This window comes from Thermoanaerobacterium thermosulfurigenes, from assembly GCF_051201035.1.
Classification (GTDB): Bacteria; Bacillota; Thermoanaerobacteria; order Thermoanaerobacterales; family Thermoanaerobacteraceae; genus Thermoanaerobacterium; species Thermoanaerobacterium thermosulfurigenes.
Map to the genome: position 1 here is coordinate 1 of NZ_JBPODR010000005.1, position 21430 is coordinate 21430.

Annotated in this window: 18 protein-coding genes; 5 read left to right on the forward strand and 13 right to left on the reverse strand. The window is 36.9% G+C overall.

The annotated features are described in order from the left end of the window. Positions 1-179 precede the first annotated feature (179 nt). On the reverse strand, positions 180-512 hold the full coding sequence (locus HNR52_RS02540) for a PTS lactose/cellobiose transporter subunit IIA (RefSeq protein WP_013787345.1): 333 nt from the start codon (positions 510-512) through the stop codon (positions 180-182). A 300-nt stretch (positions 513-812) separates the two neighbouring features. On the opposite strand from HNR52_RS02540, the gene HNR52_RS02545 reads away from it, so the two are divergent. Continuing rightward, on the forward strand, positions 813-3512 hold the full coding sequence (locus HNR52_RS02545; protein ID WP_435619620.1) for a sigma-54-dependent transcriptional regulator: 2700 nt from the start codon (positions 813-815) through the stop codon (positions 3510-3512). A 36-nt stretch (positions 3513-3548) separates the two neighbouring features. On the opposite strand, the gene HNR52_RS02550 is transcribed toward HNR52_RS02545, so the two are convergent. The 9 genes from HNR52_RS02550 to hprK form a co-directional block, all read right to left on the reverse strand. Beyond that, complete coding sequence (locus HNR52_RS02550) at positions 3549-4592, reverse strand: Gfo/Idh/MocA family protein (protein ID WP_435619621.1); 1044 nt, start codon at positions 4590-4592, stop codon at positions 3549-3551. Between the two features lie 74 nt (positions 4593-4666). Further along, complete coding sequence (locus tag HNR52_RS02555) at positions 4667-5587, reverse strand: sugar phosphate isomerase/epimerase family protein (protein WP_435619622.1); 921 nt, start codon at positions 5585-5587, stop codon at positions 4667-4669. A 46-nt stretch (positions 5588-5633) separates the two neighbouring features. Then, complete coding sequence (locus HNR52_RS02560; protein ID WP_435619623.1) at positions 5634-6368, reverse strand: sugar phosphate isomerase/epimerase family protein; 735 nt, start codon at positions 6366-6368, stop codon at positions 5634-5636. A 10-nt stretch (positions 6369-6378) separates the two neighbouring features. Further along, entirely contained in the window at positions 6379-7464 is a 1086-nt protein-coding gene (locus tag HNR52_RS02565) for a Gfo/Idh/MocA family protein (protein ID WP_435619624.1), read from the reverse strand. 14 nt (positions 7465-7478) lie between these two features. Next, positions 7479-8471, reverse strand: a complete 993-nt coding sequence (locus HNR52_RS02570; RefSeq protein ID WP_435619625.1) for a LacI family DNA-binding transcriptional regulator — start codon at positions 8469-8471, stop codon at positions 7479-7481. A 271-nt stretch (positions 8472-8742) separates the two neighbouring features. Continuing rightward, positions 8743-10215 (reverse strand): long-chain-fatty-acid--CoA ligase, encoded by a 1473-nt coding sequence (locus HNR52_RS02575; RefSeq protein ID WP_435619626.1) that lies wholly within the window; start codon positions 10213-10215, stop codon positions 8743-8745. 16 nt (positions 10216-10231) lie between these two features. Continuing rightward, positions 10232-11167, reverse strand: coding sequence for an ROK family protein (locus HNR52_RS02580; RefSeq protein WP_435619627.1), 936 nt, complete (start codon positions 11165-11167; stop codon positions 10232-10234). Between the two features lie 18 nt (positions 11168-11185). Continuing rightward, positions 11186-11908, reverse strand: coding sequence for a phosphatase (locus HNR52_RS02585; RefSeq protein ID WP_435619628.1), 723 nt, complete (start codon positions 11906-11908; stop codon positions 11186-11188). Positions 11909-11966: 58 nt separating this feature from the next. Then, positions 11967-12881, reverse strand: coding sequence for an HPr(Ser) kinase/phosphatase (hprK, locus tag HNR52_RS02590; RefSeq protein ID WP_013787334.1), 915 nt, complete (start codon positions 12879-12881; stop codon positions 11967-11969). 154 nt (positions 12882-13035) lie between these two features. Here hprK and HNR52_RS02595 point away from each other — a divergent pair, with 154 nt between their 5' ends. The 4 genes from HNR52_RS02595 (at position 13036) to HNR52_RS02610 (ending at position 16858) form a co-directional block, all read left to right on the forward strand. Continuing rightward, complete coding sequence (locus HNR52_RS02595; RefSeq protein ID WP_435619629.1) at positions 13036-14016, forward strand: biotin--[acetyl-CoA-carboxylase] ligase; 981 nt, start codon at positions 13036-13038, stop codon at positions 14014-14016. Positions 14017-14156: 140 nt separating this feature from the next. Then, the gene (locus tag HNR52_RS02600) at positions 14157-15194 is read left to right on the forward strand and encodes an ABC transporter substrate-binding protein (RefSeq protein WP_013787332.1); all 1038 of its coding nucleotides are present in this window, start codon (positions 14157-14159) and stop codon (positions 15192-15194) included. A gap of 13 nt (positions 15195-15207) precedes the next feature. Next, positions 15208-16050, forward strand: a complete 843-nt coding sequence (locus HNR52_RS02605) for an ABC transporter permease (protein ID WP_435619630.1) — start codon at positions 15208-15210, stop codon at positions 16048-16050. A gap of 37 nt (positions 16051-16087) precedes the next feature. Next, positions 16088-16858 (forward strand): ABC transporter ATP-binding protein, encoded by a 771-nt coding sequence (locus HNR52_RS02610; protein ID WP_435619631.1) that lies wholly within the window; start codon positions 16088-16090, stop codon positions 16856-16858. Between the two features lie 35 nt (positions 16859-16893). Here HNR52_RS02610 and uvrC read toward each other — a convergent pair whose 3' ends face one another. Genes uvrC through HNR52_RS02625 form a run of 3 tightly spaced genes read right to left on the reverse strand, consistent with a single transcriptional unit; the run spans position 16894 to position 21426 of the window. Then, complete coding sequence (uvrC, locus tag HNR52_RS02615) at positions 16894-18747, reverse strand: excinuclease ABC subunit UvrC (protein WP_435619678.1); 1854 nt, start codon at positions 18745-18747, stop codon at positions 16894-16896. 35 nt (positions 18748-18782) lie between these two features. After that, the gene (locus HNR52_RS02620) at positions 18783-20210 is read right to left on the reverse strand and encodes a peptidoglycan D,D-transpeptidase FtsI family protein (RefSeq protein ID WP_435619632.1); all 1428 of its coding nucleotides are present in this window, start codon (positions 20208-20210) and stop codon (positions 18783-18785) included. Further along, positions 20182-21426, reverse strand: coding sequence for an FtsW/RodA/SpoVE family cell cycle protein (locus HNR52_RS02625; protein WP_435619633.1), 1245 nt, complete (start codon positions 21424-21426; stop codon positions 20182-20184). The genes HNR52_RS02620 and HNR52_RS02625 overlap by 29 nt, the downstream gene beginning before the upstream one ends. Positions 21427-21430: the final 4 nt, after the last annotated feature.

Below are 21430 nucleotides of genomic sequence, written 5' to 3' on the forward strand. Positions count from 1 at the left end.
CATAAAGCTGCTTAAAGTCTTGCACTATACTTGGAAATAGCTATTAACTATATTAAGTTTTCAAAGTTCGGCTCTTAATTGAGTTTGTTTGCTATACCCTTTTTTACAACGTAAAAAATTTTAAATTTCTTTTTAAAACCTATTGACTTTTACTAGCTGGTCTATTTAGTGTTTGATTTTTATTTTGTCACGCATGTATGAAGAACTGGCTCCAACATCTTTCTAAGCTCAATAATCTCTGATATGAGATTTTTCTCTGATATAGCAGTCATAAGATGATCTTGTGAATGCACGAACAATATAGAAAAATCTAATTTTTCGCCCGATGCTTCTTTTTGCAACATGCTGGTCTGCACATTATGTGCCTTCTCAATAGCCTCATTAGCCTGGGACATAAGTTTTTCAGCTTCTTCAAATTCGCCGTCATATGCCTTTCTAAGCGCTTCATGTGCATATGCTCTTGCTTCACCTGATTGTATAATGATTTCCATAACTATTTGCTGCAAATCCATATTATTTTCCTCCTTGAATTGGTTTTATCTATTTTGGGGTTCACTAAATAATATATGCAAAAACCATGCCAAAACACTAAACTGCGTAAAAAGGCCGCAATTTATGCCGTCCATGCGCTTTAAAGCGAGTAGTGTTTCTTAGTGTTTAATAAAAATCTGCATATTGTTTTATTATTTTTTATTAGTGTTTTAATGTTTAAATAGTGTTTAATCCAGTAAATCACTATTGAAAAACTTATTGCGAAATATATAATAAGATATAGGTATAGAAAGTTACTTATGGCAAAGGGGATCTTTAAATTGAAGAGAAAAGACTTGATTTTAAAAAAATTAATAGAGCTAAGCAATGGAAACGGTATAGACGCTATGACATTAGCAAATGAGCTAAATATGTCGCGAGCAAACGTTAGTCATGAGTTAAATCTTTTGTGCAAGGAAGGAAAAGTCGTAAAGTCAGATGGCAGGCCAGTGATGTTTTCACCTGTGTTTGAAAACACAAAAAGCAATTCCAGTGACAGCAAATTGTATGAGCTGGACATGCTGATTAAAAATAATATAAGCCTAAAACAAGCTGGTGAACAGGCAAAAGCTGCTATTTTATATCCTCCCAAAGGAATACACTGCTTAATATTAGGTGAAACAGGTGTGGGAAAATCTACTTTTGCGAGAATAATGCACAAGTATGCCATAGATATGGGAGTAAAAAAGCCTGACGCTCCCTTTATAGCTTTTAACTGCGCAGATTACAGCAACAATCCTCAACTTTTGACAGCACAGCTATTTGGGGTTAAAAAAGGCGCTTACACAGGTGCTGATACCGACAAAGAAGGACTAATCGAAAAGGCAAATGGAGGAATCTTATTCCTTGATGAAGTACATCGCTTGCCGCCTGAAGGGCAGGAGATCTTATTCACTTTCCTCGATACTGGGTATTTTAGAAGAGTTGGCGATGTGGAAAACAGGACATCTGATGTGCTAATCATATCAGCCACAACTGAGGATCCTTCTTCATCCCTTTTAAATACATTTACAAGAAGAATACCGATGATAATTAAAATACCGCCACTTCGAGAAAGGACTTTAGAAGAAAGGTTTTACATTTTAAAAAGGTTCTTTAAACATGAAAGCATAAAGCTAAACAGAGATATATTCGTGTCCCTTAATTCCATGAGAGCGTTTTGTTCATATGACTGTCCAAACAACATCGGTCAATTAGAAAGCGATGTCAAGCTTATATGTGCAAAAGTCTATTCAGAATTTTTGACTAATAAGAAAAATGACATAAGGATCTGCAGTAGAGACTTGCCAGACTATATAAAGAAAGGATTATACACAGATAAACAGCACAGGATGCTGTGGAATGAAGTCATAGGTGACGATATAGAGTTCTTTAAGTTTTCCCCTACAAACGAAATAGAAGAAATTCCAACTGCATCTAACGATAACAGCATTTACGAGATAATAAACGACAGACTAAGGCAGCTTAAAGCAAAAGGTATATCTGATATAGACATTGAATCGATTTTGGAGAAAGACATAGCAAAGTACTTCCACAAGCAGATATACGGTATAACTGAGGAGAAAAACAAGCAGAATTTGATTCATATTTTAGGAGAAGACATAATAAGCATTACAGATAGGATCGCAGAACTTGTATCCGAACTTCTTGGGAAAGATCTCAGCCAAAACAGCTATACTGCACTGGCTTTACACTTAAACACGCTTATTGAAAGGGTCAATAAAAATAAGCCTATTGTAAATCCCCAACTGTCAAAAATAAAGCAATTGTACCCAAGAGAATTTGAAGTTGCAGTGGAAGCTAAAAAAATCATAGAGAAATATTTGAACGTTTCGATTCCAGAAGATGAAGCTGGATTTATCGCAATATTTCTCATGTCCGACAAGGAATACATCAATAAGCAAAACGAGAAAGTTAAAGTTATCATAATTGCTCATGGCAATTCTACTGCCACATCCATGGCAGATGTGGCCAACAAGCTACTGGGTGAAAATTATGCAATAGGCTTAGACGCTCATCTTGACAAAAGTCCTCTTGAAGTCTTAGAAACTTTAAAAGATTACGTGAGAAATGATATGAATCAGGCAGGATATCTTCTCTTAGTAGACATGGGCTCCCTTACAACGTTTGGCGAAACGATTGAAAAAGAGTTTAACGTGCCAGTAAAAGTTATACCGCTTATTTCCACACTCCACGTCATTGAAGCTACCAGAAAAGCACTATTAGGCATGCCTCTTAACAATATTTACATGAGCGTACAGTCCATAAATTCTTATATGGAGAACAACATGGATTTCGCCCCACTGATAAGCGACAAAAAGAAAATCGCAATCATAACAGCATGTCTCACTGGTGAAGGCGCCTCTGTTGCGATTAAAAGCTTCTTGAAAAACAACTTAAAGTACGACAAAGATTTATTTGAGATAATACCAATTGACAGCCTTGATAAGCACATAACAATTAAGAAAATTGATGAAATACAGGAAAACATGGAAATAGCTTTTATCGTATCGTCTTTCCCATTGGAAACTAATATTAAACAGTACAGCATGAATGACGTTTTAAGCTTGAAAGTCATGAAAGAATTGCAAGAAATAGTAGATATTAAGACAACCCTTATCAAAATGGGCAATGTCCTAAAGGAAAACATCGATAATATTGACGGAGAAGAGCTATATAGCGACATACAAAACACAATAATGAAGCTTTGCGACACGCTGTCGATTTGCTTTGATGATGACATGCTACTTGGCATAATACTTCACTTTGCTTTTATGGTAAGCAGAATCAAAAAAGGAGAAAAAAGCATTGAGTATATAGGGAAAGAAGAATATATTAAAAGCAACAAATCATTGTACAACGCAGTAAAGAAAGCATTGACACATTTAAACTCAAAATATTCTATAAAAATACCAGATGATGAAATATGCTATATAATGAGGTTTTTCCAAGAAAAAGATGCTCTTTTCAATATGATATAAAAAATCCCCTGTGCATTATGCATAGGGGATATCATTTTATAGCTCAACAGCTTTTCCTATATGGTTTGATTTAAATGCAGCTTCTATTATCGAATAAACTCTTTTTACTTCATCTGGTTTTACTATAAGCTCTGCTTTTCCTTCAATCGTATCGCGGACATTCTCATAAAACTCTATCCACTCTGTGTCTACATCTGGAAGTTCAAAATGATCTTTTACTTCTTCTGGTCTCGGTGCAAATGTGCGGGTCGGTCCTGCCGTCGTCTCTACTATTTCCGCATCAAATTTGTCTGCAAGCTTATTTAGCTTGACAATTTCACCATGTCCTTCAAAATCATCTACTACCAGTGTCCCTTTATTTCCGCCCACAAACCATCTTGGCAATGGCTTTAGACAAAATGTTCCCACTTCTATCTGTGCAGATAAACCATTGTCAAATTTCATCAACAGTTTGAAATAATCGTCTACATCTTTGTTTAATACGCTAAATAGTTCAGCGTAGACTCTGACTACTTTATTCGGGATCATATATAGAATCTGATCTATAAGGTGGACACCCCAATCTAAAAGCATCCCGCCGCCGCACTCTTTTTTATTCCTCCAACCGTAAATTAATCCACCTGCGCCGTGTACTCTGCTTTCGATTGTATAGACATCACCAATCATACCTAATTCTACGGCTTTTTTCACTTTATTAAAGTCTTTATCCCATCTGCGGTTCTGATGTACTGTAAACACCACGCTGTTCTTCTCTGCAGCCTCTATTATTTCATCTATTTCTTTCATTGACATTGCAACAGGCTTTTCAACTATAACATTCTTTCCAGCATTTGCTGATGCCACTGCAAGATCCTTATGCACATCGTTGGGAGTTGCAATTAATACGGTATTTACTTCCTCATCTTTTAAAAATTCATCCAACTTATCATATCCTCTAAGTCCAGCTTTTTTCGCTACATCGATTTGATATGCATCAATATCGTACGCCGCTACTACATCTACACCTTTAACTTTTGGGGCGTTTTTATGATGCCACATTCCCATTCCACCATAGCCTATTATTCCAAGTTTAATTGGCATCTTTCTACCTCCTACTGTGATTAAATAAAAACATTTTATAGACAAGTAGATTAAACTACTTGTCTATTTGGAATTTATATGAATTGTTTCAAATGATCATACCCTAATTTCAATCCTTCTTTGACTTTTTCCTCGCTGCCTTCATACAGCGGATCTTCATGCTCAATGCTTATAACCCCATCGTATCCTACATCTTTTAAAGCTTTTATAAACTTGTTCCAATCCACTTGACCAAGGCCAGGCATTCTAAACCTCCAATAGCCTGTTTCGCCTTTTTTATGAAATTGCCTGTTAAATACGCCATACCACTCAAGCTTATCTTTGAAAATTTCAGCGTCTTTTGCATGTACGTGGAAAATTCTATCCTTAAATGCTGGCACAACTTTTACATAATCAATTAGCTGAAACAAAAGGTGAGATGGGTCTAAGTTAAGTCCAAAATTCATAGACGGTATTCGCCTAAACATCTCCTCCCAAAGCTCTGGAGTAAATGATATTGTACCAGGAAGTCCTTCTTTCTGCCAACCTTCCATTGGACAATTTTCAATTATGATCTTTACGCCTTTGCTTTCCGCATAGCTTACTATATCACCAAAGACTTCTTCAAATTCATCAAAGTTTTCTTTTAGGTTTTTCTCAGGATTTCTACCTATAAACGTTCCAACCATAGATGTACCTAACATTGCTGCAGCATCTATGCATTTTTTAGTGTGATTGTTTATAAATACCCTCTTTTCAGGATCAGGGTGCAAATTATTATCATAGTATGCCAAAGACGATATGGAAAGACCCAAATCCCTCATGTATTTTTTTATTTTTTGAGCTTCTTCTTCTGTCAACGTTTCTACATCTATGTCACAACTGGAATAATCTCTGTCGTTTAGCTGCGGCCAACAAGCAATTTCTAATGATTTAAACCCATTCTCTGATGCCCACTTAGCCTTATCCAAAAGTGGCATGTTTCCTAAACAAACTGTTAAAAATCCAAGATACATGATTTATCTCTCCTCACATTTTTCACATTTTCTTTATTCACATTTTTCACATTTTCTTTATATTATCAAAGCTTATCTTAACACTTTCAAGAGGCGGCCTTTTGCAAACATCTTGTTCAACTATAAGCCAATCGACACCTGCCTCAAGTGAAGCGTCTATAATATCCTTAATATTCATAATACCTTCGCCAATCTCAGCAAAATCCTTTGTTGCATCATCCATATCCTTTAGATGTACCAAAGGCACACGACCACTGTAGTTTTTAATGTAACTTACAGGATCTTCTCCAGCATATTTGACCCAATACGTGTCTATCTCTGCCTTCAAAAATGCTAAATCAGCATTTTCATAGAGCAAATCCAATCCGTATTTTCCGTCAAAGTTAACGAATTCATGATTATGGTTATGATAGCAAAAAATCAATCCTTTTTCTGCACACTTCTCTCCTATTTCATTAAAAAGTTTCGCAGTTTCAATGAAATCCTCTTTCCCCTCGTATTTGTTCCAAGGGCATACAATGTATTTGTTTCCTATTTCGAGGTTGTACTCTATTTCTTCGTCAAGATTGTTTTTTAGCACATCTAAACTTATGTGACTTCCAGTCGGGGTCAATCCAAGTCGTTCTAAATGTCTTCTTAGTTCATTTGCCTTTAAGCCACCATATCCAGCAAATTCAACACCTTTGTACCCTATCTCTGCCACTTTCTCTAAAGTCCCTACAAAATCGTCTTTCAATTCATTTCTTACAGTGTACAACTGCAGTGACAACGGCAAATCCATATAAATCACCCTATTCATTAAAATATACTGGCTTACCAGTCTTTGATGATGTGTATATAGCCTCTAATATCTGTGATACTATATATGCCTCTTCTGGCTTTACGACAGGTTCCGTATCGTTTATAATACTTTCTATCCACAATCTTGCCTCCAAGTCAGCAGCATCTTCTGCCTTTCCTTCGTAAAATGCCACACCACCTGAACTTAAATCGATTTTTGTAGTGTACAATCGCCCATTCATCTCTCCATTGATCCTAAGCCCATCTTTCATGTCTGCTCCACCTTCTGTCCCGCACAATGTGGTCTTTGCTTCATCTACATCGAGAGAATTTAAGGCCCAACTGGATTCAAGAATGATCGTTGCACCATTTTCCATGGTTATAAAGCCAAAAGCCGAATCTTCCACCGTAAATTTATCAGGATCCCATGGCCCCCAAGCATTCGCTGCATTCCTTCTTTCAGCTAATTTACGGTATGTATTTCCGACAACGTATTTAGGCTTATAGTTGTTCATCATCCAAAGGGTTAAGTCAAGGGCATGTGTACCAATATCTATAAGAGGCCCTCCACCTTGCTCTTCTTCGTTTAAAAATACTCCCCATGTAGGAACAGCGCGACGCCTTATAGCATGTGCCTTTGCAAAGTATATTTCGCCTAACACGCCATCTTGACACAATTTGTGCAAATACTGAGAGTCCGGTCTAAAGCGGTTCTGATATCCTATTGTCAACTTCTTTCCAGTTCTTTTTGCAGCATCCAGCATCCGTTTAGCGTCATTAGAAGTCTTCGCCATAGGTTTTTCGCACATGACGTGCTTTCCAGCTTCTAATGCGTCAACTGTTATATCTGAATGTGATTTATTTGGTGTACACACGTGCACTACATCGATGCTTTTATCCTCTAAAAGCTTTCTGTAGTCATTATATGTCTTAGCTCCATCTACACCATAATCTTTTGCAGCTTTTAATGCTTTCTCCTCTTTTACATCGCAAAAAGCAACCATTTCTACGTTGTCAAGCTTTGATAGGGACGGCATGTGCTTGCCATTTGCTATGCCTCCACATCCTATTATTCCAATTCTTATCTTCTCTCCCATAAGAATTTCCTCCTTCATTTTACAGTAGAATGCCTTATTATCAATTCATGCTCTAAAACTATGTTCTCTTTATTACCTCCTTTATTTTCTATTTGCTTTATGAGTAGCTCCATAGCAGTACAACCTATATCGTACTTTGGCTGAGACACCGTTGTAAGAGACGGATTGTACATGGAAGCAAAGCTTATATTGTCAAATCCAACAATGCCAATGTCGTCAGGAACCTTCAAGCTATTTTCATAACATGATTTAATTGCCCCAATGGCCATTATGTCTGATATAGCAAATATTGCCGTAATCTCTTTATGATCTTTTAAGAGACCTTGCGCTGCTCTGAAGCCGCTTTTAAATGAATAATCGCCATACCTTATGTAATCGGGATTAAACGAGATTCCTGAATCCTCTAAAGCGCTTTTATATCCTTCTTCCCTGTGTTTTGTAGACAAAAAATTATTTTTGCAGCTAATGAGCCCGATGTGCTTATGCCCTAATCCAATCAGATGCTTTACCGCCTTATACGATGCCTTGTAATTGTCTATAGATACATGTGAAACATTTGCACCCTCCTTGTACTCGCAACACTGGACAACGGCGTATTTTTCTCCTATCTCGTTAAGCTCGTCTTTATCCATCTCAGGCGCCATAAAAATCACACCGTCAGACAACCTGTTCTTTAAAAGCTCCAGGTACATCTTTTCTCTCTCTATATTGGAATCTGTATTGCAAAGCATCACACCATACCCATTTTTTTGTGCCACATCCTCTATGCCTTTTACTATCCTTGCGTAAAAGGGATTTGATATTGTGGGAAGCAGCACCAACACCATTTTAGTCTCCATCCTACGAAGATTGCGCCCCAAAAGATTGGGATTGTAGTTTAGCCTTTTTATAACAGATAAAACTCTTTCTCTCGTCTCATCCGAGACGCCAGGACTGTTATTCAAAACCCTCGATATTGTAGCAACAGATACGCCAGCTTCTTTGGCAACATCTTTTATCGTTATCATAGCAGCTCCTTCGTAATTGATTACTATAATTTTAGGTGAAATTTCCTTAAATTTAACTCACTAATAACTCTTTCTAAAAATATTTTGCGTAACGGATTACATTAATATCATAAAACAAGTTTTCCGTCATGTCAATTTCAATAAACACTTTTAATTTTATATTTCCAGTAATTTAATGCATCTACCTTCAAATAACTTTTGTTTGCTTCAACTTTTGAGCAGTTCAAACTTGTCCTAAAAACAAAAGCCACGCTCATGACGTGGCTTTTGTTCATTTAAGCAACTTCTTTAACACCTTCCCAGTTGGACTCTTAGGAAGTTCATTGACAAACTCAAATATCTTAGGAATCTTATACTTCGCCAATTTATCATGCAAGAAGTTTTGAAGCTCTTTTCTGTCTGCAGTCATTCCATCTTCCAACACGATAAATGCCTTGACTTCCTCGCCCTTATATTTATCACCAACTCCGATGACTGCTGCTTCTCTAACTGCTGGATGCTCCATAAGTGCTTCTTCTACTTCTCTTGGATACACATTAAATCCTCCCAATATAATCATGTCTTTAAGTCTATCAACTATATAATAATAGCCATCTTCGTCTTTTTTTGCAACATCACCTGTATGAAGCCATCCATTTCGCAAAACCTTTTCTGTCTCCTCTGGCATATTGTGATATCCTACCATTATGTTGGAACCTTTTAAAATAAGCTCACCTACTTCACCAACTGGCACTTCATTGTCGTCTTCATCTACTATTTTAGCTTCATTGCACGGAAGAGGTAGCCCTATGGAGCCTGGCTTCCTTATTTCGTCAGCTCCAAGGGGATTCAACATCGCTACAGGCGCAGCTTCTGACAATCCATATCCTTCAACAAGCGGAAAATTAAACTTTTCTTCAAATCCCCTTTGCACTTCTGGCGCTAATGGCGCACCGCCTGAGATAGCAAGCCTTAATGCTTTAAACTGTCCTTTTTCTACCATTCTAATCAAAAATGCAAAAATAGATGGGACACCGCAAAATACAGTTATATCTTCATTTAAAAGCGTCTCCAATGTATCCTTTGGCATGAAGTTGTCTTTAATAGTTACTGTGCTGCCAAGATATAATGCAAGTAGCACATTTACAGTCCATGAAAAGCTGTGAAAAAGCGGCAACACGCATAGAAAATTATCATCTGGACCTAAATCAGATATTTCATCCATCGCCACTACATCAGCTTCAAAATTTCTATGTGTAAGCATAGCACCTTTTGGCTTGCCAGTTGTCCCTGACGTATATAGGTATGTGCAAACTTCATCATCATCTATCTCAACTTGCTTAAAATCATCGTGTTCCATAATTTTTTTCTTTGTGTCATCGCTTAAAACTACTATGTTTTTTAGATTCAGCTTTCCAAAAGCTGATATATCCACATTTTTAAGAACGACAGGATGCACCACGATAGTATCCGCTTCAGATTCTTTGACAACGTACTGGATTTCTTCCATCGTGTACATGAGGTTTAAAGGAATAGTAACAGCTCCAGCCTTTGCAGAACCTAAATACGAAAAAACAAATTCCGGGCAATTTGGCATGCTAAGTATTACTTTATCCCCTTTTTTGACACCTAAAGATTGAAGATACGCTGCATAACTATTTACATACTTTGGCAAATCGCCATATGTTATAGTTTCACCTTTAAATTTTATCGCAACGCGATCTTTTAAACCTGCGTTTTTCTCAAAAAACTCATAAATCTTCACATTAAAACCCCTTTTCTTAAAGAATTGCTGCGCCTATTATTCCAGCATCATTTCCAAGCTCTGCTTTTCTAATGTCAGCATAAGGCAGATCTTTAAAAAGTATGTTTTTGCTTACTTCTTCTTTAAGCGGTTTTAAAAGGAAATCACCAGCATTAGCAACACCGCCACCTATTATGACTACCTCTGGATCAAGTATGTTTATGATATTGACAATTCCTATGGCAAGATACTTTACGTAATCATTAAATATAAGCATTGCTGTTTCATCAAATTGCCTTGCAGCGTCAATTACGTTTTTAGCCGTTATGGACTCAATCTCTCCGCCTGCCAATTTGAGTATGAGAGAATCGCTGTTTTTCATGACAGCCTTTTTGCCTTCTCTGATTAATGCCGTTGCAGACGCAAAAGTCTCAAGACATCCTACTTTGCCGCAATTGCACAAAACCCCATTGTCTCCAATCACAATGTGCCCCAGCTCAGGAGCAAAATGGTGCGAACCGTTAAACACTTTGCCATTTAATATAAATCCGGAACCTACACCTGTGCCCAAAGTTATAGTAACAGATGAGTTTGTACCTCTTCCAGCTCCAAATACACCTTCCGCAAGCGCAGCTACATTTGCGTCATTGTCCATGTTTATAGGCACATCGATGTATTTATGTATTTCCTTTACTAATGGCACCTTTGTCCAATATAAATTCACAGCTCTTAAAACAATACCTTTTTCGTTATCAGCAACACCAGGAACACCAATACCCATCGACTCAATTTGAGATACGTCAAGCCCACACCTTTTCACAAGTTCCAGCGAAATTTCAGCAATGTCTTTAGCAATAGCAGCATAACCTCTTTTAGGCTCTGCAGGTCTCGATCCTGTCGCTACTATTTTCCCATCCCTGTCGACTAACCCAACAGCTATGTTTGTTCCTCCTATATCAACGCCAATTCTCATATTACACTCCTCCTTAACTCAATTTCTAAGTTTTCCCTTTGATTTTAAATACGCTTTAAACTTACCTAAATCTGTATTTAAAATATTTTCCTCTCCAATATTTGCGCTTTCAATTACTTCCACTGCCTTGTCAAATCTTCCTACATCAAACGATATATGTGCATCGCTTCCAACACAGATCTTCACATTTTTCACCGAAGCTTTTTTGGCTATTAAAAGGCAATTGTCATAACTTCCAACTCTGGAAGACACAAAAGAACTGTTGTTTATCTCTATACACGTATCGTATTCCAATGCCGCTTCTATTACTTTATCGATATCAATTTCAAACAAAGGATTGCCAGGATGGCCAATGATATCTACATAAGGGTTTTTCATCGCATTAATGATAGCTTCCGTATTTGATTCTACATCCCTGTAAGGAAAACACACATCGTGAAGACTGGCAATAACGACATCCAACTTCTTCAAGATTTCATCTGGAACATCGAGATTTCCATCTCTATCGATTATGTTTGCTTCAACACCTCTTAGTATTTCAACGCCATATATCTCCCTCGGCATGACTTTTAAATTGCCAAAGTGAAAAATATGTGGTCCACCAGGCATTTTAGGCCCATGATCGGTCATGCAGATAAGTTTAAGACCTTTTTCAGATGCTCCTTTGGCATTTTCCATTATTGTACTATAAGCATGTCCACTTGCTACCGTATGTGTATGTGTATCAAGTAAAAGATTCATCAGGCTTTGCATCCTTTCGAATATAAAAATTTAAAACAATCACTACAACAATTATATTTTATGTGGAAATCTGTTTCAACAATTTTTTATTAAGCTCATGAGCAGCGTTATAGCCCATTTGCTTTTGCCTGTGATTCATGGCTGCCACTTCCACTATTATGGCAAGATTTCGCCCCGGTCTTACAGGTATAGTCAGCTTTGGAACTTTTATGTCTAAAAACTTTATGTAATCGTCATCAAGCCCCAGCCTATCATAGTACTTATCCTCATCCCACTCCTCCAGTTGTATCACCAAGTCGATGTTCATGTTGTCCCTTACTGAACCGACACCGTAAAGTGTCTTTATATCAAGTATTCCTATTCCTCTTATCTCTATATAATGCCGTATTATATCAGGTGAACTTCCTTGTAAGACGTAATCGCTAATTTTCCTTATCTCCGTTGCATCATCAGCCACAAGCCTATGACCTCTTTTTATAAGCTCAAGGGCTGTCTCGCTTTTTCCTATGCCGCTTTCTCCCAATAAAAGCACACCAACGCCATACACATCTACAAGATCTCCATGAATAGTAATCTGCGGTGCCAATTTTTCTTCCAAATAATTAATGAGTCTGCTTATGAATTTTGTAGATGATTCCTTCGTCCTTAATAGATAACGACCATGTTTTTGTGCCGCATCTACGATTTCCCTTTTTATATTCAATCCCCTTGTGACAATTACACAAGGCACAGGGTATTCAAAAAATTTATCAGCCCTTTCTGCTAACAAATCAAGAGGCATTCCGTCTATAAAAGCTGTTTCTACCATCCCTATGACTTGAACTCTCTCTTTAGCAAAATGCTCATAAAATCCTGAAAATTGAAGACCCGGTCTGTTTACATCACTTGTGGTTATATCGATCTTTTCCTTAGCTTCTACTATAACTTCTAAGCTCAGATCTTTAATTAAATCCTCAACAGATACACTTAACAAATCTATTACCTCCTAACCGGCACTGCTGACCTTTACATTAATTATATTATTTTATATCAAATATGTAAATAAATTACCTTATAAACAAAACTATTTGTTGCAAATTATTTTTCTTGTATAATAGACTTGAATCTAAAATTGAGGGTGAGTAGCTTTGCTAAAAAATGATGTTTTATCGATTTTGAAATCAAATAAAGGAAAATACACATCAGGTCAAGATTTGTGCTACAAGTTAAATGTTTCAAGGACAGCAGTGTGGAAGTGCATAAATGAGTTGAAGTCAGACGGTTACATCATAGATTCCAAACACAAATCAGGATACATTCTGATGGAAGAACCTGATATCATAAATTACACTGAAATATCTCCAAATCTAAAGACTGATTTTATAGGAAGAAACTATCTGTACTTCGATACAATATCATCTACAAATGACTATGCAAAAGAAATAGCTTCAGATTCCCCTGATGGAACGACAATCGTTGCAGAAGAACAGACATCTGGAAGAGGCCGCATGGGTAGAATCTGGGTTTCTTACAAAAAGCAAGGTATATGGATGTCTATTATACTCAAACCAGATATAGCACCTAATGACGCAGTTAAGCTGACACAAGTTGCAGCAGTATCATTAGTAGACGCAATAAAAGAAACAGCAAATTTGACATCTTACATAAAGTGGCCAAATGACATAATCGTAAATGGTAAAAAAGTTTGTGGAATTCTGACAGAAATGAATGGCGAATTAGATAAGATAAATTTTATAGTAGTAGGCATAGGAGTAAATGCCAATGTTGTTAGTTTTCCAGTTGATTTGCAGGATAAAGCTACATCTCTCTCCATTGAGGCTTCGAAAAAAATAGATAGAAAGCTTTTAACGGCATCTATACTAAACAATTTTGAAAAATATTATCGTACATTCCTTAATGAGGGATTTTTCAACATTAGAAATCTGTGCAAAGAATACTCTTTGACATTAGAAAAAGATGTAAAAGTCATTATGAACAACAAGGAATATGTAGGACGAGCTATTGACATAGACAATGACGGTAATCTCATCATCATGTTTAAAAACGGCGAAAAAAAAGCGATAACATCTGGTGAAGTGTCGATAAGAGGTCTGACTGATTACATCTGATATATTTTCAAATATACGCATTACACACTGAAGAATCAATTGTGTTTAGTCGAATTTATTAACATTTGATAGAACCTTTTATTTATTTGTTGAATAAGATAAAGTAAAACTTATTCCAAATAAATAGAAGGAGGCGCAACATGAAAAAAATTCTTTCATTTCTTTTTATACTTTTATTTATCATCTCTATAAGCGGCTGTGGAAAAGAGCAAAAAAGCACAGCCGTAAACAAGATAGAAACTGTAAGAGTCGCATTTGATGATTCCCCGTCTGAATCAGGTATAATTTTAGCTGACAAATTAGGCTTTTTCGCAAAACAAGGTATAAAAATCGAATACGTAAAATTTAATTCAGGTGCTGATGAACTTTCAGCAATGGCATCAAACCAAGTTGATGTAAGCAGAGGAATAATAAACGCAGGACTTTTCAATGCTTGGAATAGCGGCATAGATATAAAGCTTGTAGCAGATGGAGGACATAATATACCAGGAAAAGGTTACTTCCAAATAGCTTTAAAAAAAGGATTGGGGCAAAAAGTCAAAGACTTTAAAGATTTAAAGGGTTTAAGAATAGCAATAGCATCTACAGGATCAATAAACGAACTTTTTGTTCAAAAGGCATTAGAAAAAGGCGGTTTAACTGACAAGGATATAACATTTGTTGTTGTGGATTCATTCCCAGATATGCTAACCGCCGTCGCCAATGGAAGCGCAGATGCAGCTATGGAAATAGAGCCTCTCATAACTAAAGGTGTAGAAGAAAACATACTTGAATGGTGGAAAGACCCTGATGAATACATTAAAGGCGAAGAAATATCTGTTTTAATGTACAGCCCAAATTTCTCCAAAAACAAAGATTTGGGCAACAGGTTTATGATTGCTTATCTACAAGGCGTTAGAGCATACAACGATGCATTTATAACAGGCAATAAAGACCAAGACAAGATAATAAGAATACTCACAAAATACACGTTTGTAAACACACCAGAAACATTTAAAAAGATGAAGCCACCAGGACTTGACCCAAATGGTCACGTATTAAAACAAGGTGTTTTAAATGATCTAAATTGGTACATGAGCAAAGGAATGGTTAAAAAAGCACCTGATGTCAATAAATTTGTAGATGACTCGTACGTTGAAAATGCATTAAAAGTTTTAGGACCATATAAAAGTCCATAATCTGGCATAAGGGGTGATTCGCTTGAACAGCACAAATGTATTAGAAAAAAGCAGCGCAAAAACAAGTGTAAAAAACAAAAAAGATAAAAAACTCAAAGACGAAGCAAAATCCAATAAGTTTATACAGCAGATAATCTCTCCCATAGCCATTTTAATCCTTTGGGAAATATTAGCTGATTTAAGGTTGATTGACACCAGATTTTTCCCTGCTCCTTCTATGATATTTCACTCGTTTATAAATCTTTTAACAACAGGTATACTCTTAAACGATCTGTCTGTAAGTCTTTTTAGAATCATCGGGGGATTTATAGTAGGAGCTGTACCTGGGCTTATAATCGGGCTTACAATGGGGCTTTTCCCCATAATCAGAAATATATTAGACCCTATTGTAGCTGCCACATATCCTATACCAAAATTAGCTTTAATGCCACTTATCATGATAATGTTTGGACTTAACGACTTAGAAAAAATAGTCGTCATCGCAATAGGCACTTTTTTCATCGTCCTTATGAATACAGCAGCAGGTGTAATAAATTTAGATAAAATATACATGGATGTAGCCAGAAACTATGGAGCATCGAAAAAAGACTACTACTTGACAGTTGCCCTTCCCGGAGCACTGCCGATGATATTTACCGGGTTGAAGCTTGGCATGGGAATGGCTCTCCTACTCATAGTAGCTGCCGAAATGAACGGTGCAAGCTCAGGCATAGGGTATAGAATATGGGAATCCTACAATATATTTGATATACCTGCCATGTTCGTTTCCTTCATAATCATGTCAATATTAGGATACGTATTTACAATTATTCTGGATTTAATAGAAAAATTGATAATTCCTTGGAAGCACAGCTAGCGCATCAAACCAATTTCAATAAAGATGGTGATAAATTATGAAAGATGTTAAAGTTGAATTAAAAGATCTGACAAAAAAGTTCAAAATCAAGAAAAATATCGTAACTGCTTTTGAAGACATTTCTTTGCAAATCAAAGAAGGTGAATTTTGGTGCTTCATAGGTCCCAGCGGATGTGGAAAAACGACACTATTGCGCGTATTAGCAGGACTTGAAGCTCCCACAGACGGGACAATTTACATTAAGCATGTAGATGACAGCAAGCCTCTTAACTCCATGGTCTTTCAAGAACACGCCATATTTCCATGGATGGATGTAAAAAACAATATCGCTTATGGTCTTAAAATGAGAAAGATAAAGCCTAATCAAATAAATGATATAGTAGACTTCTATATAGACAAGATGGGTCTTACTCCTTTCAAACACGCTTATCCACACCAACTATCAGGTGGCATGAAGCAGAGAGTTTCCATCGCCAGGGCATTTGCCAATGATCCAGAAATACTGCTTATGGATGAACCTTTTGCAAACTTAGATGAACAAAATAGGGTTCTCCTTCAGCAGGAACTTCTAAAAATATGGGAAAAAAGCGGAAAAACAGTCATATTCGTCACCCACAGCATAGACGAAGCTATATTCCTATCAGATAAAATAATGCTTATGACCAGACATCCTGGTAAAATAAAAAACATCTACGATATAGACATAAAAAGGCCAAGGATAATCGAAGAAATAAGATCATCACCACAGTATGCAGATATATTTCAGGATATCTGGCTAAACTTGCGCCAAGAGGTATCATGTTCTTAATGATGCCTCTTTTGTTATAATGTTTTTAATTTCGCTTATCCATGGCTTCTAAAATAATCATATACGGCATTAGCAGCTTTCTCGTTCATTCCTTCAACTTTTTTAAGTTCATCGACTGTTGCATTTTTAATGCCATCAATTGTCTTAAAAGCATTATACAATGCTTTCATTCGCTTTTCACCAATGCCTGGTATGTTTAAGAGATCGCTTCGTAACTTTTTACTTTTTGTATCTTTATGGAATGTAATAGCAAATCTGTGGGCTTCATTTTGAATTTCAGCCACAAGCCTAAAAGCCCTGCCTGTCATAGGCATATCTATTTCTCCATCAGGTGAAACTAATCCTCTTGTCCTGTGTTTTGAATCTTTTACCATACCATACACAGGAATCTCAACATTTAATTGTTGTAGCGCTTCTATTACTGTCTTGACATGCCCCAGTCCACCATCAACAAGAATGAGATCTGGCATAATGTGAAACTTAGCTTTTTCCTCTTTAAGTTCACCAGTCTCAATCTGCTTTTGCTCTTTAAGCCCATGAGATATTCTCCTTGAAATGGCCTCTCTCATGCTGCCGTAATCATCTTGTCCCTCCACCGTCTTTATGATAAACTTTCTATAGGACGATTTATGAGGTTTTCCATCTACAAATACAACCATCGATGCTACATTATCGGTTCCCCTTATATTTGATATGTCAAAAGCCTCAATTCTCTCGGCATAGTCAATTCCTACAAGGTTAGATAACTCTGATACAGCATCATTTTTATGTCTTTCCATCTTTAAGCTTACGTCATTTTTTAAAGCTTCAAGGGCATTCTCATATACCATATCTACCAGTTCTTTCTTTTTACCCCTTGATGGAACGACGATAGACACTTTATTTCCACGCTTTTCAGAAAGCCATTCCACCAAAACATCCTTTTCTTCCATATCTACATCCAATATGATCTCTTTTGGCACATACGGTGCACTGTCATAAAATTGCTTTATAAAAGATGACATAATTTCGCTTCTGTCCATATCGTCAGTATTTTTCATAAAATAATGCTCTCTGCCGCTTACTTTTCCATCTCTTATAAAAAACACTTGAATGCATGCATCCTCTGCACTTCTTGCCATAGATATTACATCTTGATCTTCTAAAGATGCAGAAACTATTTTCTGCTTCTCTGATGTCTTCTCGATTCCGTATATTTGATCTCTTAATTTTGCAGCCTTCTCAAATTCCATATTTTCCGCTACCTTTTCCATCTCTTCCTTTAGCTTTTTAAGCAGCACATCCCGCTTGCCTTCTAAGAACATCAAGGCATCATCTGTCAGTTTTTTGTATTCCTCTTTTGTTATACGGCCTGTACACGGCGCTGAGCACAATCCGATATGATAATACAGACATTCTCTGCCTTTGCCTATATCTCTCTCTATGTTTCTGTTGCATGACCTTAAAGGAAACATATGTCTTAAAAGTTTTATCGTCTCCCTTACCGCAAACGCACTGCTGTAAGGTCCAAAATACTTAGCGCCATCCATATCAACCTTCCTGGTAAAGACGATCCTTGGATAGTCTTCATTTACTGTTATCTTTATATAAGGGTAGTTTTTATCGTCTTTAAGCAGTATGTTGTACTTGGGCTTATGCTTTTTTATTAAGTTGCATTCCAATATTAGGGCTTCTAATTCTGTATCTGTCACAATGTACTCAAAATCTGCAACATGCTTTACCATTGTTCTAACTTTTGGAAGCTGATTCGACTGATTTTGAAAATACTGCCTTACGCGATTTTTTAAGATGACAGCCTTTCCAACGTAAATTATCTTGCCGCTTGAGTCTTTCATTATATATACACCTGGTTTGTCAGGCAACAATTTTAATTTTTCTTCGATGTTTATCATATCATCACCTTAAATGGTATATTTACATTATATCAATAACCTAAATACGCCTTCATGACTTCTCTGGCAATAGGCGCAGCAGTAGTTCCACCAGCGCCGCCATTTTCTATGATTACTGAGACGACGATCTTTGGATTGTCAGCAGGTGCAAATCCTACAAACCAAGCATGTGCTTGCCCATGTGGATTTTCTGCAGTACCTGTTTTGCCTGCAACAGTAATCCCTGATATCTGCGCAGCCGTACCTGTACCTTGCTGTACAACACCTATCATAAGTTGTTTTATTTTATCAGCTACATCTTTTGTTATCGGATTTAGATATTTTTCGGGTGTCGTCTTTTCTAATATCTCTCCGGTGACTGGATTTTTGACGTAATCCATAAGATATGGTTTCATTATAACTCCACCGTTTGCAGGTGCCGAAGCCATCAAAGCCATCGTAAGCGGCGTCACTAAAATCTTGCCTTGCCCAATGGAACTTTCTGCTAATTGGACCTTTCCGTTTATTAACGGAATTGATGGAAACTGATTCTTTTCAACAGGTATGTCAAATGGAACGCTGTCATTTAATCCATACTTGTTGGCCATCGCTTCTAAATTCGAACGTCCCAATTGAAGTCCTATTTTTACAAAAGAGGTATTGGAAGAAACGTAAAATGCCTTTTGAAACCCTATAGTCCCATAAGCTATGTTGTCATAGTTTGTAATCTTATTCCCATCAACTGTTACATACCCTACATCGTTAAATGTTTGATTGTAAATATCCGGTTTGTACGTCAAAGCAGCAGAAGCCGTTATGATTTTAAATATTGAACCTGGAGGGTACAATCCCTGTGTAGCCCTATTTAAGACGACGTGATCAGGGCTATTCATCACACTGCTCCAGTTTTCGCTTAAAGTATTTGGATCGTAGGATGGGGACGATACTAAAGCCAACACTGCACCTGTTTTTGGATCTAAAGCCACTACAGCACCTTTTCTGCCTCCTAATAAGCTATACGCCAAATCCTGCAGTCTTTTATCTACAGTCAATACCACATCATCGCCAACCTGACTTTTGCCTAAGACAGTCTCTCTTAAAAAAGTCATAGGATCTGTATTGATCATTCCCAACAGCTCTCTGTCGTACGTGTTTTCTATGCCTGTACTGCCTTGTTGATATATCCTCCTGCTGTATCCGATTATATCTGCAAAAGGCACCCCATCAGGATACTGCCTAATTTGTTCTCCATTTACAATAGTGCTTTTTGCCAGGACATTGCCATTTCTATCGTAAATACTGCCTCTTAAAATCTTTTTTTCCTGTTCGATCAGCCTTTTGTTATAGACGCTGTATGAACTTGTGATAAGTTTATTCTTTTCATATAATTGAAAGTAAGAAAGATACGCTATGAGGCTAAAAAAAAGAATTGAAAAGACGGCAAAAAGTATTTTAATGTTGCGGTTCATACTGTTCAACATCCTCATCCTCTCTTACTGCGATGCCGTTTAACATACCCAATGTTATAAAGCTCATTACCATAGAGCTTCCGCCGTAGCTTACAAAAGGAAGTGTCACACCTGTCAATGGTATGAATTTTATGACGCCGCCTATTATTGTAAAAACTTGTAAACTGAATATACTGGTAAGTCCTATAGCAATCAAAGCGCCAAACTCATCTTTGGCGTCAAGAGCGACTTTTATACCTCTGTACATTATCACAAAGTAGACCAAGATTATAGCAACAGCACCCAACATTCCAAACTCTTCACTGATGGCTGAAAAAATAAAATCGCTGGCCACAACCGGAATATATTCGGGATGACCCATGCCAAGACCCGTGCCAAAAAAGCCTCCTGCACCTATTGCAAAGAGAGACTGGGCAATTTGGTATGTCTTCCCAGGCACATCCATCCACGGATTTAGCCATGCCTGTATTCTAACGCGAACATGATTAAAAAGAAAGTACGAAATGACGCCTCCAATTCCTAAAAAAGCTACACCTACGCCTGTGTAAAGTACACTTGAAGTTGCCACAAATATCATGAACATCGTTGTGAGGTAAAACAGTAGCGCAGTACCAAGGTCTTTTTCAATCACCAAAATTCCTACAATCAAAATTGTTATTGCGCCTATTTTTATTATGTCGTTTGTGGTCTTATGGTCTTTTAAATACCTTGCAAGGTATATTATATAAATTATCTTAACCACTTCAGATGGCTGTACTGAAACGGAACCAAACGTAAGCCAGTTTTTAGATCCACCTATTTCCTTTCCAAATATAAATGTGGAAAACAACAAAATAAAGGATATTGCTAAGTACACGTAGTCTCCGTACTTAACCTTGTAAAAAAAGTCATAATGGAGAGAAGCGTATGATGAAGCAAAGTACAAAATAAAGCCTATAAATATCCAAGCAATTTGCTTCAATATCAAATCAGGCGCCACTCTGTATATCATTATGAGGCCCATCTCTGCCAAGAAAGAGCTTAGTATAATAAGCTGAATTTCTCCCATCGGAAAAAGCCTAACATGCAAATAATAAACAATGTAAATAAGCGGCAAAAAGGCTATCGTAAAGTAAATCGTATCAAACCCTTTAGGCTTATGATATATAAAAAGTAGCATAAAGGCGATTACAAATATCAAAAAAACATCTTTCATAGCCTTCGAGCCAGTCTTAACATACTCTTCCATCAGA

Coding starts and splice junctions, on each gene's coding strand:
- HNR52_RS02540 (WP_013787345.1), bottom strand. CDS start 512: ATGGATTTGCAGCAAATAGTTATGGAAATCATTATACAATCAGGTGAA.
- HNR52_RS02550 (WP_435619621.1), bottom strand. CDS start 4,592: ATGCCAATTAAACTTGGAATAATAGGCTATGGTGGAATGGGAATGTGG.
- HNR52_RS02555 (WP_435619622.1), bottom strand. CDS start 5,587: ATGTATCTTGGATTTTTAACAGTTTGTTTAGGAAACATGCCACTTTTG.
- HNR52_RS02560 (WP_435619623.1), bottom strand. CDS start 6,368: ATGGATTTGCCGTTGTCACTGCAGTTGTACACTGTAAGAAATGAATTG.
- HNR52_RS02565 (WP_435619624.1), bottom strand. CDS start 7,464: ATGGGAGAGAAGATAAGAATTGGAATAATAGGATGTGGAGGCATAGCA.
- HNR52_RS02570 (WP_435619625.1), bottom strand. CDS start 8,471: ATGATAACGATAAAAGATGTTGCCAAAGAAGCTGGCGTATCTGTTGCT.
- HNR52_RS02580 (WP_435619627.1), bottom strand. CDS start 11,167: ATGAGAATTGGCGTTGATATAGGAGGAACAAACATAGCTGTTGGGTTA.
- HNR52_RS02585 (WP_435619628.1), bottom strand. CDS start 11,908: ATGAATCTTTTACTTGATACACATACACATACGGTAGCAAGTGGACAT.
- HNR52_RS02600 (WP_013787332.1), top strand. CDS start 14,157: ATGAAAAAAATTCTTTCATTTCTTTTTATACTTTTATTTATCATCTCT.
- HNR52_RS02610 (WP_435619631.1), top strand. CDS start 16,088: ATGAAAGATGTTAAAGTTGAATTAAAAGATCTGACAAAAAAGTTCAAA.
- HNR52_RS02620 (WP_435619632.1), bottom strand. CDS start 20,210: ATGTTGAACAGTATGAACCGCAACATTAAAATACTTTTTGCCGTCTTT.
- HNR52_RS02625 (WP_435619633.1), bottom strand. CDS start 21,426: ATGGAAGAGTATGTTAAGACTGGCTCGAAGGCTATGAAAGATGTTTTT.